The sequence below is a fragment of the Paraburkholderia fungorum genome, assembly GCF_046027605.1.
GTDB lineage: Bacteria > Pseudomonadota > Gammaproteobacteria > Burkholderiales > Burkholderiaceae > Paraburkholderia > Paraburkholderia fungorum_F.
This window is the reverse complement of the sequence record NZ_JAQQEF010000007.1, coordinates 102,992-118,037: the sequence shown is the minus strand read 5'-3', so window position 1 is coordinate 118,037 and position 15,046 is coordinate 102,992. Positions and strand designations below refer to the sequence as shown.

General features: G+C 63.0%; 15 protein-coding genes. 6 read left to right on the top strand and 9 right to left on the bottom strand.

Going from position 1 to position 15,046, the window contains the following annotated elements; genetic code table 11:
- The 5 genes from PQR53_RS14145 to flgL all read left to right on the top strand — a co-directional run bounded on the left by PQR53_RS14145 (position 1) and on the right by flgL (position 6,856).
- On the top strand, positions 1 to 1,188 hold the full coding sequence (locus tag PQR53_RS14145; RefSeq protein ID WP_408454578.1) for a flagellar basal body P-ring protein FlgI: 1,188 nt from the start codon (positions 1 to 3) through the stop codon (positions 1,186 to 1,188).
- Positions 1,189 to 1,200: 12 nt separating this feature from the next.
- On the top strand, positions 1,201 to 2,199 hold the full coding sequence (flgJ, locus tag PQR53_RS14140; protein WP_408454576.1) for a flagellar assembly peptidoglycan hydrolase FlgJ: 999 nt from the start codon (positions 1,201 to 1,203) through the stop codon (positions 2,197 to 2,199).
- A 437-nt stretch (positions 2,200 to 2,636) separates the two neighbouring features.
- A complete protein-coding gene (locus PQR53_RS14135; RefSeq protein ID WP_408454573.1) occupies positions 2,637 to 3,413 on the top strand; it encodes a flagellar brake protein in 777 nt (258 codons plus the stop codon).
- Positions 3,414 to 3,630: 217 nt separating this feature from the next.
- Positions 3,631 to 5,616: a flagellar hook-associated protein FlgK gene (gene flgK, locus PQR53_RS14130; protein WP_408454570.1), complete on the top strand. Its 1,986-nt coding sequence runs from the start codon at positions 3,631 to 3,633 to the stop codon at positions 5,614 to 5,616.
- 10 nt (positions 5,617 to 5,626) lie between these two features.
- Positions 5,627 to 6,856, top strand: a complete 1,230-nt coding sequence (gene flgL, locus PQR53_RS14125) for a flagellar hook-associated protein FlgL (RefSeq protein WP_408454567.1) — start codon at positions 5,627 to 5,629, stop codon at positions 6,854 to 6,856.
- 162 nt (positions 6,857 to 7,018) lie between these two features.
- On the opposite strand, the gene fliR is transcribed toward flgL, so the two are convergent.
- From fliR to fliL, 7 genes are all read right to left on the bottom strand, one after another.
- Positions 7,019 to 7,801 (bottom strand): flagellar biosynthetic protein FliR, encoded by a 783-nt coding sequence (fliR, locus tag PQR53_RS14120; protein ID WP_408454564.1) that lies wholly within the window; start codon positions 7,799 to 7,801, stop codon positions 7,019 to 7,021.
- A gap of 46 nt (positions 7,802 to 7,847) precedes the next feature.
- Entirely contained in the window at positions 7,848 to 8,117 is a 270-nt protein-coding gene (gene fliQ / locus PQR53_RS14115; RefSeq protein ID WP_323047126.1) for a flagellar biosynthesis protein FliQ, read from the bottom strand.
- Positions 8,118 to 8,194: 77 nt separating this feature from the next.
- Complete coding sequence (fliP, locus tag PQR53_RS14110; protein WP_408454562.1) at positions 8,195 to 9,028, bottom strand: flagellar type III secretion system pore protein FliP; 834 nt, start codon at positions 9,026 to 9,028, stop codon at positions 8,195 to 8,197.
- Positions 9,028 to 9,705 carry a flagellar biosynthetic protein FliO gene (gene fliO, locus PQR53_RS14105; RefSeq protein ID WP_408454559.1) on the bottom strand — a complete coding sequence of 226 codons (678 nt, stop codon included), beginning with the start codon at positions 9,703 to 9,705 and terminating at the stop codon, positions 9,028 to 9,030. Before fliO ends, fliP begins: the two co-directional genes overlap by 1 nt.
- Positions 9,702 to 10,166 (bottom strand): flagellar motor switch protein FliN, encoded by a 465-nt coding sequence (gene fliN / locus PQR53_RS14100; protein WP_408454556.1) that lies wholly within the window; start codon positions 10,164 to 10,166, stop codon positions 9,702 to 9,704. The genes fliO and fliN overlap by 4 nt, the downstream gene beginning before the upstream one ends.
- Positions 10,159 to 11,157 (bottom strand): flagellar motor switch protein FliM, encoded by a 999-nt coding sequence (gene fliM, locus PQR53_RS14095; RefSeq protein ID WP_179734982.1) that lies wholly within the window; start codon positions 11,155 to 11,157, stop codon positions 10,159 to 10,161. Before fliM ends, fliN begins: the two co-directional genes overlap by 8 nt.
- Before the next feature lie 77 nt (positions 11,158 to 11,234).
- Positions 11,235 to 11,741, bottom strand: a complete 507-nt coding sequence (gene fliL, locus PQR53_RS14090) for a flagellar basal body-associated protein FliL (RefSeq protein WP_408454553.1) — start codon at positions 11,739 to 11,741, stop codon at positions 11,235 to 11,237.
- Between the two features lie 64 nt (positions 11,742 to 11,805).
- On the opposite strand from fliL, the gene PQR53_RS14085 reads away from it, so the two are divergent.
- The gene (locus tag PQR53_RS14085; protein ID WP_408454551.1) at positions 11,806 to 12,081 is read left to right on the top strand and encodes a hypothetical protein; all 276 of its coding nucleotides are present in this window, start codon (positions 11,806 to 11,808) and stop codon (positions 12,079 to 12,081) included.
- Positions 12,082 to 13,012: 931 nt separating this feature from the next.
- Here PQR53_RS14085 and PQR53_RS14080 read toward each other — a convergent pair.
- Together PQR53_RS14080 and fliJ are read right to left on the bottom strand one after the other, a co-directional pair.
- Positions 13,013 to 14,527, bottom strand: coding sequence for a flagellar hook-length control protein FliK (locus PQR53_RS14080; RefSeq protein ID WP_408454548.1), 1,515 nt, complete (start codon positions 14,525 to 14,527; stop codon positions 13,013 to 13,015).
- Positions 14,528 to 14,588: 61 nt separating this feature from the next.
- The gene (gene fliJ / locus PQR53_RS14075) at positions 14,589 to 15,038 is read right to left on the bottom strand and encodes a flagellar export protein FliJ (protein ID WP_408454546.1); all 450 of its coding nucleotides are present in this window, start codon (positions 15,036 to 15,038) and stop codon (positions 14,589 to 14,591) included.
- Positions 15,039 to 15,046: the final 8 nt, after the last annotated feature.

The following is a 15,046-nucleotide window of genomic DNA, read 5'->3' as shown; positions in this document are numbered from 1 at the left end:
ATGCGTACCGTCTTCTTCCGCGTTGGCCGCGTCGCGCAACTCGCCCGGGTCGGCCGCGTCCTCGCTTTCGTCGCGCTGGCTTGCGCCGCGTTGCCGGCCGCAACACCCGCACATGCCGAACGTCTGAAGGACCTCGTGCAGATCCAGGGCGTGCGTGACAACCCGTTGATCGGCTACGGCCTCGTCGTTGGTCTCGACGGCACGGGCGACCAGACCACGCAGACGCCGTTCACCACGCAGACACTCGCCAACATGCTGGCGAACCTCGGCATCTCGATCAACAACCAGGCGGCGGGCTCGACCAACCAGCAGTCGTCGCTGTCGAACATCCAGTTGAAAAACGTCGCCGCGGTGATGGTGACGGCGGTGTTGCCGCCGTTCGCACGTCCCGGCGAACAGATCGACATTACTGTGTCTTCGCTCGGTAATGCGAAGAGCCTGCGCGGCGGCACGTTGCTGCTCACGCCGCTCAAGGGTGCCGACGGCCAGGTGTATGCGCTCGGCCAGGGCAACCTCGCGGTCGGTGGCGCCGGTGCGAGCGCCAACGGCAGCAGGGTGCAGGTGAATACACTGGCTGCGGGCCGCATCGCCGGCGGCGCGATCGTCGAACGCGCGGTGCCGACCACGGTATCCCAAGCGGGCACGATGCAGCTCGACCTGAACGACATGGACTACGACACCGCGCAGCGGGTCGTGGCCGCAGTGAACAACGCGTTCGGCAGCGGCACGGCCACCGCGCTCGACGGCCGCACGATCCAGTTGCACGCGCCGTCCGATCCGCAGCAGCAGGTCGTCTTCATGGCGCAATTGCAGAACCTCGACGTCAAGCCGGCGCAAGCCGCCGCAAAGGTGATCCTGAATGCGCGCACCGGCTCGATCGTGATGAATCAGATGGTCACGCTGCAGAACTGCGCGGTGGCGCACGGCAATCTGTCGGTGGTGATCAATACGCAGCCGGTGGTGAGTCAGCCGGGCGCGTTCTCGAATGGCCAGACGGTGGCGGCCGCGCAATCGCAGATTCAGATGAAGCAGGACAACGGCGCGCTGAAGTTGGTGAGCGCCGGCGCCAACCTCGCCGACGTGGTGAAGGCGCTCAACGCATTGGGTGCGACGCCCGCGGATCTGATGTCGATCCTGCAGGCCATGAAAGCGGCGGGCGCTTTGCGCGCCGACCTGGAAATCATCTAAGGAAGACACAGGATGAATTCGGATACGACCAACTCCGCCAACGCGGCGAACGACCTGACCCAGCGCTTCGCGCTCGACGTGCAGGGCTTCGGCAAATTGAGCGCGCAGGCCAAGGCTTCGCCGCAAGCCGGTATGAAGATGGCCGCGCAGCAGTTCGACGCGGTGTTCACGCAGATGATGTTGAAGAGCATGCGCGATGCGACGCCACAGGATGGTCCGTTCGATTCGCACGACAGCGCCACCTTCACGTCGATGATGGATCAGCAGTTGTCGCAACAGCTTTCGCAAAAGGGCATAGGCGTGGCTGACGCGATGCTCAAGCAGTTGATGCGCAATCAAGGCATGCAGGTAAGCGGTGCGAGTGGTGCAAGCGGCGGTCTCGCCGGCATGGCCAATGCACTGGGTGGCGGCAGCGGCGGCGACGAAGGCCAGACTGCGGCGCTGAACGCGCTCGCGAAAGCCTACGGCAATGCACAGGCCAATGGTCAACTCGCAATGGGCCGGGGCTACTCGGCCAACAGCTCACTGGTGCCGCCGATCAAAGGCGACGGCAGCTCGCCGAAGGTCGATGCTTTCGTCGACAAGCTCGCCGCGCCGGCGCAAGCCGCCAGCGCTGCGACCGGCATTCCGGCGCGCTTCATCATCGGTCAGGCCGCGCTCGAATCGGGCTGGGGCAAGAGCGAAATCAGGAAGACGGACGGTTCGAGCAGCCACAACGTGTTCGGCATCAAGGCGACCAAGGACTGGACCGGCAAGACCGTCTCGACGGTCACGACCGAATATGTGAATGGCAAGCCTCAGCGCACGGTTGAGAAATTCCGCGCGTACGACTCGTATCAGGAAGCGATGACCGACTACGCGAGCCTGCTCAAGGGCAACCCGCGTTATGCGCAAGTGATCAATTCCGCGCATGACGTGAATGGCTTTGCCAATGGCATGCAGCGTGCGGGTTACGCGACCGACCCGCATTACGCGAAAAAGCTGATGTCCATCATGCAGAAGATGGGCTGAGCCGCCGTTAATACAGGTGCGCGGCCGGAGTCGGCCGCACGGTTGAACGGTTTGAGCAGTTTGATTTTTCGGAATCAGGAAGCATGCACGCGACGGGGCCAGGTGCATAACAAGACGGACGAGGCCGGCCGCCTACGGGCGGCTGGCCCACCCGCATCATTTGCGTAATCGTCCGCTGGTTCGATGCACCGGATTTCGCTGTCGGCATCTCGATGACCTATCGACGGGGTATCGGCGGTTTAACGTTTGCGGCAAATATTTCATCGCCGGCCCCTAAATTTTGCTTGAACGCTGCCGCTAATCAGTTAGACCCGATACCGGAAAAAGCGTTGTAATGTCCGGTTGATTGCGCGTGCAGCGGCTTCGATGAAGACCGCGCAAAAGCCCCGGCAGGAGCCTTGGCACGCGCCCGCAAGAACATGCATACCGGCAAGCCCATGGATACAAACCAGTCGCACGGCCAAACCGACGCACTCGGCGAGTCGCACGCCACGCTAGAAGAAAGTGCACCTGATTTCGGCCGCCGCAATCCGTTGGAGATCGGCGTTCAGTTACGCAACCTCGTCAATCGAGGCGATTTCCTCACCGTTGAATACGCGGGCGGTCAGCTCGTGACGCGCCTGCTCGATGTCGACGTGCGCGGGCGTACCTTTACGTTCGATTGGGGCGCGCTCTCCGCCCAGAACAAGGGCTTACTGGGCGCGTCGCGCTGCCAGTTCCATGCGTCGCCGGACGGTGTGCGCGTCGAGTTCGCCACCGCCACGCCGCGCGAAACCCGCTACGAAGGACTGCCCGCATTCGAGGCTAACTTCCCCGAGGTGCTGTTCTACGTGCAGCGCCGCGAGTATTTCCGCGTCGATGCGCCGATTCTCGATCCGTATATGTGCAGCGGCCGTCTTTCCGAGGGCGACTCGTTCCGTTTCGAAGTACACGATCTGTCGCTTGGCGGCGTCGGCATGCGCACCACGGATGAACGCGTGGCCGAATTGCCGATGGGGACGCGACTGGAGGATTGCGAACTGGTGCTCGGCTCGTTTGGCCGGCTTTCGCTCGATCTGCAACTGGTGTCGCACCGCTCAACCGCTTTGCCGAACGGCACGCAGCGCTATCAACTCGGTTTCCGTTTTGTGACCTTGCCGGGCAGTGCTGAAAACACGCTGCAACGGCTGATTACGCAACTCGAAATGAAGCGCCGCTCGCTGGTGCGTCCATAAAAATGCGGGATGGGCGGTCTCTAGCATGGCTCAAATGCCGCCCGCTTTCCGCCTGAGTGCGGAGCGGGCAAAAGCCCGCTAACACAAGCCTCGCAAACGTTGAAACAAACGTCGAACAAGCATCGGATCGCCCTCAATTTTTCCTCACGGGGGCCGTTAAACAGAATGTTCAAGTAACGCGGCGGCATGTGGTCGGTGTCGCCCTTCAGGATGACGCATGTCGGACAATCTCATCAGTATCGGCCTCAGTGGACTGAACGCAGCCCAGTGGGGACTCACGACGACCGGTCAGAACATTAGCAACGCGTCCACGCCGGGCTACACGATCGAAACGCCGGTCTACGCAGAGAGCGGCGGCCAGTACACGGGTTCCGGCTATCTGCCGCAGGGCGTCTCGACGGTCACCGTGACGCGCCAGTACAGCCAGTATCTGACCACTGAGCTGAACAACGCGCAAAGCTCGAGCAGCGCGCTGTCGGCGTACAACACGGCGATCACGCAACTGAACAATCTGATCGGCAGCCCGACCGCCGGTATTGCCAGTGCGATCACCGGCTATTTCACGGGTTTGCAGAACGTCGCGAACAGCGCCTCCACGGTGGCCACCCGCCAGACCGCGATGAGCGGCGCGCAGACGCTCGCCAACCAGATCAACGCCGCGGGACAGCAATACGATTCGCTGCGCCAGAGCGTCAACACCCAGCTCACCAGCACCGTTTCGCAGATCAATAGCTACACGCAGCAGATCGCGCAACTGAACGGACAAATCGCAGCGGCCAGCACGCAGGGCCAACCGCCGAACCAACTGATGGATGCGCGCGATCAAGCCGTGTCGAATCTGTCGCAGCTGGTCGGTGTGAACGTCGTCAATAGCAACGGCAACTACAGCGTGTTCATGAACAACGGCCAGCCGCTTGTGTCCGCTGGCAACAGCTACAACCTTGGCACGGCGGTTTCGCCCGGCGACTCCAGCGAACTCTCGGTGCAGTACCTGGGTCTCGCTGGCGCGAACCCGGCCATCACGCCGCAGAATCTGCCCGACAGCAGTGTGACGGGCGGCGCGCTCGGCGGCCTCGTCGCGTTCCGTAGCCAGACGCTCGACCCGGCCGAAGCGCAACTCGGCGCGATTGCCGTGAGCTTCGCCGCGCAGGTCAACGCCCAGAACGCACTCGGCATTACACTCAACGGCGCCCAGGGCGGCCCACTGTTTTCGGTGGGCGCCCCGACCGTCAACGCGAACTCGCAGAATACCGGGAATGCCGCGCTGAGCGTGTCTTTCGCGAATCCTGCGCAGCCGACCACCGGCGACTACACGCTCTCCTATAACGGCACGACCTATACGTTGACCGATAATTCGAGCGGCACCGTGGTGGGCTCGGCGACCAGCTTGAGCCAACCGATCAACGGTCTGAATTTCTCGACCACCACCGGCACGATGAACCCCGGCGACTCGTTTACGGTCGAGCCGACTCGCGGCGCGCTGAACAGCTTCGCCACCGCGACTATGTCGGCTTCGGCGATTGCGGCCGCCTCGCCGGTGCTCGGCTCGGCCGCGGCGAGCAACACCGGTACCGCCACGATTTCGGCGGGCACAGTGACGGCGGGCTACACCATGCCCAACGCGACGACCACGCTGTCGTACAACGGCACGGGATTGTCCGGCTTCCCGGCCGGCTCCACGGTGACCGTGACGGCCGGCACGCCGCCGACCACCACCACCTACGACACCACGACGACGCCTGTCGTGCCGTATTCGGCGACCTCCGGCGCGACGCTGACGATCAACAACGCGACAGCCGGCAGCATGAATGGCGTGACCTTCACGATCAGCGGCGCACCTGCCGCCGGCGACAGCTTCACCATCGGCCCGAACACCGGCGCGACCAACGACGGCAGTAATGCACTCGCGATGTCGAATCTGTCCGGCGCGAAGTCGATGTCGGGCGGTACGCTCACGCTGGTCGGCGCGTATGCGAACTACGTCAACCAGGTGGGCAACCAGACCAACCAGATTCAGACGTCGAGTACGGCACAGACCGCGCTAGTGACGCAGATTACCAGTGCGCAGCAGTCGGTCTCCGGTGTGAACCTGAATGAGGAAGCCGCTAATCTGCTCCAGTATCAGCAGCTCTATCAGGCCAACAGTAAAGTCATTCAGACCGCGCAGACTCTGTTCCAGACGTTGATCGGCATCTTCCAGTGAGGCGTTGAACATGCGTATCTCCAGTTCACAGTTTTTCAACATGAACGTGGCGACGATGAGCGATCAGCAAGCTCAGTTGTCGCAGTTGTATGCCGAGATTTCGAGCGGCGTGAGTCTCAACACGCCGTCGGACAATCCGCTCGGCGCAGCGCAGGCGGTGCAGTTGAGTTCGACTGCGACAAGCTTGTCGCAATACACGACCAACCAGACGACCGCGCTCGCGTCGCTGCAACAGGAAGGCTCCACGCTGGGCAGTATCAACACCGTGTTGGGCAGCATTCACACGCTGATACTGAAAGCCGGCGACCCTACGCTGAACGACACCAACCGCGGCGCAATTGCCACGCAGCTGCAGGGCTTGACCAGCCAGTTGATGACGCTGGCCAACGCGACCGACCCGCAAGGCAACTACCTGTTCGCCGGCTTTCAAAGCAACGCGCAGCCGTACAGCACCAATTCGGCCGGCGTCGTGACTTATTCGGGCGACACCGGCGAGCGCACCGTGCAGGTCAGCGGCTCGAGCACTGTCCAGACGGCCGACAACGGTCTCTCGATCTTCGGCAGCGTCGCACCGATCGGCACGAGCGCGGTGCCGGCCGCGGCGTCCGGCAACCAGGGCAGTGGCGTGATCAGCACGGTCAGCCTGACGAATCCGACCGATCCGACCAATGCCGACACCTACACCATCAATTTCGTGTCTGCGACCACCTACACGGTGACCCAGACCAGTCCGGCAACGCCGGGCACGCCCGGCACGCCGGGCCCGGTGCAGACGTACACGGCAGGTTCGACCATCACGCTCGGCGGCCAGACGGTGAACATCACCGGTACACCGAGCTCAGGCGACAGCTTCACGGTAACGCCGGCCACCCAGGGCAACATGGACGTGTTCGCGAATCTGAACCAGTTGATTGCCGCACTGCAATCGCCGGTCGCGGGCACGGCTTCGGGGGCCAATCTCCAGAATGTGCTGATCACTAGTGGGGCCGAGCTGGAGAACACGATCAACAACGTGGTCACCGCACAGGCGAACGTAGGTGGCCGTCAGCAGCAAGTACAGGCGATGCAGACGGTCACGCAATCCAACACGTTGCAGACGACGACGAACCTGACGGGTCTGACGCAAACCAACATGGTCCAGAGCATCGCCCAGTACACGATGACGCAAACCACATTGCAAGCGGCGCAACTGGCGTTTTCGAAGATTCAGAACTTGTCGCTCTTCCAGTACCTGAACTGAACGGGCGCCTCATCTGAAATGCGCAAGGGCGGAAGCCGGTGTGAGCCGGTTCCGCCCTTTCGCGTTCTGAGTTCGCCGATGCAGGGCCTGCGTCGTCCAGGCGCGTCAGCGATGCACGCGCGGAACGTGACCCACGCGAAGCCAGGCGCCCCGCAAGCCCTGTTATCTGAAGCCGGCCGCCACGCGTCCCATCTGATCGATGCCGACGTCGAACAGGCGCATGAAGAATGGAATCATGTTCGGGATCATCAGCTGCAGGAGCAGCATGCCGATCAGCATCGTCAGGGGAAAGCCGATCTGGAATACGCCGATTTGCGGCGCGGCGCGGTTGAGAATGCCCAGCGAGATGTTGGTGATGAGAAGCGCGACGACCACCGGCAGCGAGAGCAGGAGCCCCGCCGAAAACACCGTGCTGCCGAAATTCGCCAAGGTGCGCCAGCCCGGCGCGCCGAGGATGTTCGCTGACACAGGGACCGACTGGAAGGTGGCCAGCAGCGCGCTGATCATTTGCAGATGACCGTCGATTACCAGAAACACCAGCATCGCGATCGTGTTCATATAGCTCGACAGCACCGCGCTCGAACTGCCCGCTTGCGGGTCGAAGAATGTCGCGAAGCCGAGGCCCATGCCGAGGCCGACAAAGTCGCCGGTCGCGCTGATCGCCTGAAACACGATCTGCATCGTCATGCCGAGTGCGATGCCGATCAGGAACTGATTGACGATGATCCACACGCCTTCGGCGGAAAACACGGTCACTTGCGGCATGGCGCCGAGCGTGGGCGCGACGATGATCGTGATGAAGGCCGCGAGGCCGACCTTCACCCGTGTCGGCAGCGATGTGTTGCCGAGCACCGGCGCGCTCGCCACCAGCGCGAGAATCCGCACGAACGGCCACAGGAATGCCGTGAGCCAGGCGTTCAGTTGGGCGTAGGTGACGGAAAACATGACGGTGGGAGAGGGGGCGAGCGCCGAGCCGGGACCGGGGCCACGCTCAGTTGACGAGCGTCGGGATGTTGGTGAGCGTCTGGCGCAGGTAGTCGAGCATGGTCGTCAGCATCCAGGGGCCGGCGATCACCATCGTGATGGCGATCGCGAGCAGCTTCGGAATGAATGACAGCGTGGTTTCGTTGATCTGCGTCGCGGCCTGGAACAGGCTCACCACCAGACCGACCACGAGCGCGACCAGCAGCAGGGGCGCGGAGAGCAACAGGCCGACATACATGGCCTGGTGCGCGAGTGTCATGACGGATTCTTGATTCATGGCGAGTCGACTGGAAGCGTGAAAGGTTGAGCGGCGCGGCTGATGGGCGTAACTAAGAGGCCCAACTAAGGCCGAGGTTAAACAAAGCTCTGCGCGAGCGAGCCGAGCAGCAATTGCCAACCGTCGACCAGCACAAACAACATCAACTTGAATGGCAGCGAGATGGTGGCGGGTGACACCATCATCATCCCCATCGACATCAGTACGCTCGCCACCACCATGTCGATGATCAGGAACGGGATGAAAATCGTGAAGCCGATCTGGAAGCCCGTCTTCAGTTCACTCGTCACGAACGACGGCACCAGTAGCGAGAGCGGCACGTCTTCCGGACCTTGCATGGGCGCCGCGTGCGAGATGCGGGCGAACAGCGCGAGATCGCTTTCGCGGGTCTGGCGCAGCATGAACGTCTTGAACGGCGCGAGGCCGCGGCTCACCGCCGTTTCCATCGGGATGGTGCCGTCGGAGAACGGTTTGTAGCCGTCGTTATAAGCCTTGTCGAGCACCGGTGACATCACGAACAGCGTGAGGAACAGCGCGAGACCGACCAGCACCTGGTTGGGCGGCGTGGTGGTCGTGCCGAGCGCCTGGCGCAGCAGCGACAACACGATGATGATGCGCGTGAAGCTCGTCATCATCAGCACCATTGCCGGCAGGAACGACAACATCGTGAGCAGCAGCATCGTCTGCACGCTCAGTGAGTAGGTCGTGCCGCCGTTCGGACCCGGGCTCGTGTTGAAAGCCGGCAAGCCGGCGGCCTGTGCGAACGACAGCGTCGGCAGCGCGAGCATCAGTGCCGGCAACACGAGGGGCGCGAGACGGCGCAAAACGGCAATGACTTTCGGGGCGGCGCGAGACATGCGAGTGGCGTGCGCTTGACGGACTGATTGTGCTGACTGAAGACTGAACTGCATTACCGATCCCCGCTGCCTTGCCCATTGAAACGTTTGCCCACTTCGCCTTTCAACGCATCGCGAAAGCGTTGGCCGAAGGTGCCAGGCAATGCCGCGTTTGCACGTGATGAACCCGATGCATCTGAGGTGGCCGCTTGCGTGCCGGCGACCGGATCGAGCGCGGCTGAACCGGCGGGCATGGTGTGCAGCAGACGCACATTGCCGGGCGCCGTGCCGAGCACGAGCCACGTATCGCCGATCTCGACCACCGCGACCCGTTCCTTGCCGCCCAGCGAGGCGCCGCCGATCGTCCTCACGAGGCCGCCGCGACTGTTGGGTTGCAAGCCGAAGCGGCGCGCGAGCCAGGCACAGGCGAACACCAGACCGATCACGACCAGCAAGCCCACGATGGTTTGCAACACCGCGCCGACGCCGAGCGCCGGAACGGCTGTGCCGGCACCCACACCCGAGGCGATTTTCGCGGCGTTGTTGACGGCGTTCATGTCGGCTGCGTGCGCGGCCGATGGTGCGAAGATGGCCACCGAGGTCAGTGCCGGGATGGCCACCGAAGGCTGCGCGAACTTCAGCGCCGAAGTGAGCGCTGCCGTCGTTACCGTTGCTGCGAGCACGGCGCGATTGAAAACAACGCGTGATGCATGGCACAACCGCAGCATGGCGCGACCGGCAACGCGTTTCATCGATTCAACTTCCGGATGCGTTCTGACGGCGTGATGATGTCGGTCAGACGGATACCGAACTTGTCGTTCACCACCACCACTTCGCCCTGGGCGATCAGGCAGCCGTTCACCAGCACGTCCATCGGTTCGCCGGCCAGACCGTCCAGCTCCACGACCGAACCTTGCGCGAGTTGCAGCAGGTTGCGGATCGCGATCTTGGTGCGGCCGAGTTCGACGGTCATCTGGACGGGAATGTCCAGGATCATGTCGATGTCGTTGCGCGTCGAGGTCGGTTCGACCTTCGAGAGCGGCTGGAATACGCCGGCGGTGGTCGCGCTGACTTCCGTGTTGTCGTTCTGTTCGGCCAGCGCGCTCGCCCAGTCGGCCATCGCGGCGTCGTCTTCGGCGCCGGCTGCGTCGGCGGCCAATTGCGGCGCGCCGGCGGCCAGTTCTGCCTCAGTCTTTGCGTTCAGGTCACTCATATCCACCATCCTTCATCGTTTCGGCTGCGCTGATCATCTTCTGGACCCGCAACGCGTACTGACCATTGAAAATTCCGTAGCCGCATTCCATCACCGGCACGCCATCGACTTTCGCCGTGATGTGTTCGGGAATGTTGATTGGCAGAACATCGCCCTTGCGCATGTTCAGGATCTGTTCGAACGTGACCGGCACCTGGGCCAGGTCGGCGGTCAGTTCCACTTCCGCTGCCTGCACCTGCTGCGACAGCACGCGGACCCAGCGGCGGTCGACTTCGAGCGCTTCGCCCTGGATCGGCGACGACAGAATGTCGCGGATCGGTTCGATCATCGAATACGGCATGCAGATGTGCAGCGTGCCGCCGGTCGTGCCGAACTCGATCGAGAACTGCGTGACGATGACGATTTCGTTCGGCGTCGCCACGTTGGCGAACTGCGTGTGCATTTCCGAGCGCACGTATTCGAACTGCAGCGGGCGCACGCTTTTCCACGACGCCGTGTAGTGCTCGAACGTGAGATTGAGCAGCTTCATGATGATGCGCTGCTCGGTTGCCGTGAAATCGCGGCCTTCGACGCGGGTATGGAAGCGCCCGTCGCCGCCGAACAGATTGTCGACCACGAAGAACACCAGATTCGGGTCGAACACGAACAGCGACGTGCCGCGCAACGGCTTCACGTGGACCAGGTTCAGATTGGTCGGGATCGGCAGGTTGCGGGTGAACTCGCTGTACTTCAGCACCTTCACCGGACCGACGGAGATCTCCGCCGAGCGCCGCATGAAGTTGAAGATACCGACGCGCAACAGACGCGCGAAACGGTCGTTGATGATTTCGAGGCCGGGCATCCGGCCACGGACGATGCGTTCCTGCGTCGCGATGTTGTACGGGCGTACACCTGAGCGGTCGGTCTGCTCGGCTTCCGTGTCGGACTCGCCGGTGACGCCCTTGAGGAGGGCATCGACCTCCTCCTGGGACATGAACTCTTCGTGGCCCATTCCTTATTCCTCGTGCGTCCCGAAGCGGTTGATGATGGCGGCGTCGAATAACACCAATGAGAACGTCACTGAGAGCGTCACTGCACGATGAATTCGGTGAACAGCACGTCCTGGATGTGGATTGGCGCGGCGCCGGTATCGGTTGGCTGTTCGATCAGCGTCCGGAGTTCGGTGGCGAGAGCGCGTTTGCCTTCGAGCGGCGCGAGGTCGTCCGGGTGTTTGTTCGACAATGCGAGGAGGATGCGGCTGCGCACTTCCGGCATGTGATCGGTGAGTTCCTGCTGGGTCTTCGAGTCGGTGAGCTTGAGCGTCAGGCCGATCCGCAGGAAGTGTTGCTGACCGTCGTCCGATTGCAGATTGACGGTCATCGATTCGAGCGGGAAGAAGAGCGGCACGGCCAGCGGCGCTGGCGCGCTGACGGTTCCCGCCGATGCGGCGGCTGGGCTGCGCTGGGACATGAAGAACCACACACCCGTGCCGGCAGCGCCTGCCGCGACGATCGCGATGAGGACGATCAGGATGATGCGCTTCAAGGGGCCCGGGGAAGCGGGCACGACTTGCTGGTTTGCGGTCGGGGTTGCCATGAGGTTTGCTTTGCTTGCCTTTAGTGCTGGTGATGGTGATTGTTGTTGATTTGCCTGCGGCGCGATGGGTGGAAAAGAAGGGTTATTGAGGGCTATCTCTGGTTTTTGCCCATTCCGGGCGGGGGATTTGCCTTCGGCAGGTCTTTGGGGGTGGGGTGTCTTCGGCGATGGTGTTGGTTTTGGTTTGTTTGGCTGCGCCGCGCTTGTTTCTGGTGCCTACGGCGTGGGCTTTACCTTGATGTGGTTACCTGCTCGGCGCTTTTTGGGTGTGCTTTTATGGCGGTGGCCTTTCCTTGATCTGGGTCTTTGGCCTTTCCTTGATTTCTTATTGGTGTATTAGCGTCGCCCCTGTGCGGGGCAGGCACCTACTTTTCTTTGCCTGCCGCAAAGAAAAGTAGGCAAAAGAAAGCGGCTCAAACCGCTAATTCTTAAGCGGGTCCCCTAGCTTGGAGGGGGCAGTGGTGCATCTGGAATCCGTGCCCTCGCACACTCCGCGCCCGTGACAAGGCCGTCATACTTCCGGCGGCGCCGCGCGCGCCGAAACGCATTTCCTGGAACCGTCCGCTCGGCTTTGCGCCCGCGTCTACTCGGTCCAATGGCTCAGCCTCCCGCCACACGCTGCGAGTCACAAATGTCTCTCGCCGCAGATAAACGAAGCCTGGTTTCCATTTCAGTGCAGTCCCGTTCCCGCCGAAACGAAGCCCGTGGTGTCCCACGCAAGACCGTCTCGCCGAGGCGAAGCCGATGGCTCCCGCCGCGCCCAAACGAAGCCCGTGGTATCCCACGCAAGACCGTCTCGCCGAGGCGAAGCCGATGGCTCCCAACCACGCGCGAACGGAGCACCTAGTTTCCCCTGCAGACCCATCCGCGACGCACGCAGTGCGGAGTGGGCGCTGATGAGTGCGTTGTCACTCACGCCGAATGTGCGAGGGCACGGATTCCAGATGCACCACTACCGTCGCTGTGCGGGGGACCCGCTTAAGAATTAGCGGTTTGAGCCGCTTTCTCTTGCTTACTTCTCTTTGCGGCGGCAAAGAGAAGTAAGTGCCCGCCCCGCACAGGGGCGACGCTAATAAACCAATATCAATTCAAGGAAAGGCCAAAATGCCAGATCAAGGAAAGGCCCACGCCGTAGGCAGACAGACAAACAAGCGCCGCGCAGGCAAAAGACCAACCAAAGCCCAACGCCCAACGCCGTAGGCAACCAGAAACAAGCGCCCCGCAGGCAACCAGATCAAGAAAAAGCCACCGCCGCAGGCAAATCAAAACCACTAAGCAAAAGTATCCACCAACCCCACATTCCGCCGCACGGCACCATTCACCCCGTTATCAACAGAACCAGAATCACCCCCAGCGCCGCTGGCAAAACTCCCCGCAGCCCCGCTGCCTCCCCTCCCTGACTGCCCAGAATCGGCACTCTGCTGCCCGCCCCCCTGGCGGGCAAACCCATCGCTAACACTAGCGCTCCCCAACCCAATCCCATTGGACTCCATCGCCTCGCGAAGCTTCGGCAACGCCGCCTCGACAGCCTCCCGCACCTGCTGATGCTGCGACACAAACAACGCATGAGCATGGTTATCGGCAACCTGCAAGACAACCTGCAGCGGTCCCAGATCCTTCGGATTCAAAGTCAGCTCGGCGCTCTGCGAATGCGCATTCGACAAAAACACCACCTTCTGACCCAACGCATCTTCCCAGTCCGGCGTGCCCACCTGCGGCGACAACGCATTCGCCGCTTCCGCCGCACCGGCGTTACCCGTCGTTTGCACGGCCGCCGTCGCGCTCGCAGCGCTCGCCGCGGCCTGGCTCGCCGCTAGCGCCGCCGTCGCGGCATCGGTCGCGCTCTTGAAGGACGCCAGATCGTCCGCCTGCGCACCGCCGGCAGCCGTCGCGCTCAACGCGTCAGCCGCAGCCTTCGCCGCCGCCGACGCGTCGGTCATGGTTGTTGTCGTCGCCGTGGCCGCCGCCGTCAACGCGGCCTTGCCAGCGCTCGACCCCTTGCCCTCGCCAAACAATCCGGTCGCAAATGTCTTGCCGTCCGCCGATCCGTTCAGTCCGTGGTTCGCGCCGGCACCCAGACCACCTGCCGCGTTCGCCGCCGCACCGCTCGCCAGCGCCTGCGCCGGCACCACGCCCTGGCCGTTCGCCAGCGCGGCTAGCGCCGCCTGCAAGGCGTCCTGCACCGTCTTCGGATCGCTCGCGCCCGCCTTTTTGCCAGTGGTGCTGCCGGTCGTGGCATCCGTGCCCGTGCCAGGCTCCGCAGTCGCGGCGTCAGTCAATGCTGTGTCGGGGTCGGCGCTCGCCGGATCGGTGGCGTTATTCGCCTTGGCTTGAGCTTGAGCTTGAGCTTGAGCCTGGGCCTGGGCTTGCGCAGCGGCCGCGGCGGCTGCCGTGCCCGCGTTGGTCTGCGTGGCCGTGTCGCCGGACTTCGGCGGCGTCGCGTTGGTCTTGTCGCCCGAGGCCTGCTGCGTATTGGCAGACGAAGCAGACGAGCCGGACGACGTAGTGCTCGTCGAATTGTTCTTGTCCGTGTTGCTGCTGTCGGTATCCGCGCTCTTCGTCGGAGATGCGGGCGGCGGCGGCGCGTCATGCACGCTCGACGACGGAGCCGGAGCCGGAGCCGGAGCCGGGCTCGCACTCTGCACGGCCAGCTTGTTTTGCAGCTCGATGCTCTGTTGCAGAGTTTGCGAGAACGGTTTGGCGTTCGCCGCAGCGGCCAGGGCAGCATTGGTGGACGTGCTGCTGGCGGAGCCGAGCAGTGAGCCGATCTGTGAAAGAGGCGACATAGGGAATCCTGTCAATCCGTCAAACGGTGTGTTCCGTCAATCGAGGCGGCACTCGGGCGCGTCAAGCGCCCTCGGCGCGCATCCTAAGAATGCGGGCGGCGTGTTCGTCGGCATCGCGCTGGTCGCGCCGCGCCAAGGTTTTCGCCTCGGCGGCATCGCCGCGCGCTTGCAGTACTTCGTACGAACCGAGCTTCTGTTTCTGGCGCTGCCAGTCGGGCTTGGCAGCCTCGACGCGCGCATTGGCCGTCGCCAGCAGGTTGCGCTGCTGTTCGATGGCGTTGTCGAGCGTGTCGATGAATGCCTGAAAATTGCGCATGTTGCCGGCGGGCATGCCCGCCTGGGCGGTCGCCGTGAAACGCGAGTGATATTCGTCGCGGTACTGCACCAGCGAGTCGAGCTGCGACTGCACGTCGTTGCGCTCGCGCTGCGCGCGGCCCAGACGTTGCGCGGCGGCATCCACGTCGTCCTGGGCCAGGCCGATGAGTGTCTTGATCGGAAAGTGTTTCGCCATCGTCAGCC

Bases quoted from the DNA above. Each gene is read 5' to 3' on its own strand.
- PQR53_RS14145 (WP_408454578.1), top strand. From the start codon at position 1: ATGCGTACCGTCTTCTTCCGCGTTGGCCGCGTCGCGCAACTCGCCCGG.
- flgJ (WP_408454576.1), top strand. From the start codon at position 1,201: ATGAATTCGGATACGACCAACTCCGCCAACGCGGCGAACGACCTGACC.
- PQR53_RS14135 (WP_408454573.1), top strand. From the start codon at position 2,637: ATGGATACAAACCAGTCGCACGGCCAAACCGACGCACTCGGCGAGTCG.
- flgK (WP_408454570.1), top strand. From the start codon at position 3,631: ATGTCGGACAATCTCATCAGTATCGGCCTCAGTGGACTGAACGCAGCC.
- flgL (WP_408454567.1), top strand. From the start codon at position 5,627: ATGCGTATCTCCAGTTCACAGTTTTTCAACATGAACGTGGCGACGATG.
- fliR (WP_408454564.1), bottom strand. From the start codon at position 7,801: ATGTTTTCCGTCACCTACGCCCAACTGAACGCCTGGCTCACGGCATTC.
- fliQ (WP_323047126.1), bottom strand. From the start codon at position 8,117: ATGAATCAAGAATCCGTCATGACACTCGCGCACCAGGCCATGTATGTC.
- fliP (WP_408454562.1), bottom strand. From the start codon at position 9,028: ATGCAGTTCAGTCTTCAGTCAGCACAATCAGTCCGTCAAGCGCACGCC.
- fliO (WP_408454559.1), bottom strand. From the start codon at position 9,705: ATGAAACGCGTTGCCGGTCGCGCCATGCTGCGGTTGTGCCATGCATCA.
- fliN (WP_408454556.1), bottom strand. From the start codon at position 10,166: ATGAGTGACCTGAACGCAAAGACTGAGGCAGAACTGGCCGCCGGCGCG.
- fliM (WP_179734982.1), bottom strand. From the start codon at position 11,157: ATGGGCCACGAAGAGTTCATGTCCCAGGAGGAGGTCGATGCCCTCCTC.
- fliL (WP_408454553.1), bottom strand. From the start codon at position 11,741: ATGGCAACCCCGACCGCAAACCAGCAAGTCGTGCCCGCTTCCCCGGGC.
- PQR53_RS14085 (WP_408454551.1), top strand. From the start codon at position 11,806: ATGGGTGGAAAAGAAGGGTTATTGAGGGCTATCTCTGGTTTTTGCCCA.
- PQR53_RS14080 (WP_408454548.1), bottom strand. From the start codon at position 14,527: ATGTCGCCTCTTTCACAGATCGGCTCACTGCTCGGCTCCGCCAGCAGC.
- fliJ (WP_408454546.1), bottom strand. From the start codon at position 15,038: ATGGCGAAACACTTTCCGATCAAGACACTCATCGGCCTGGCCCAGGAC.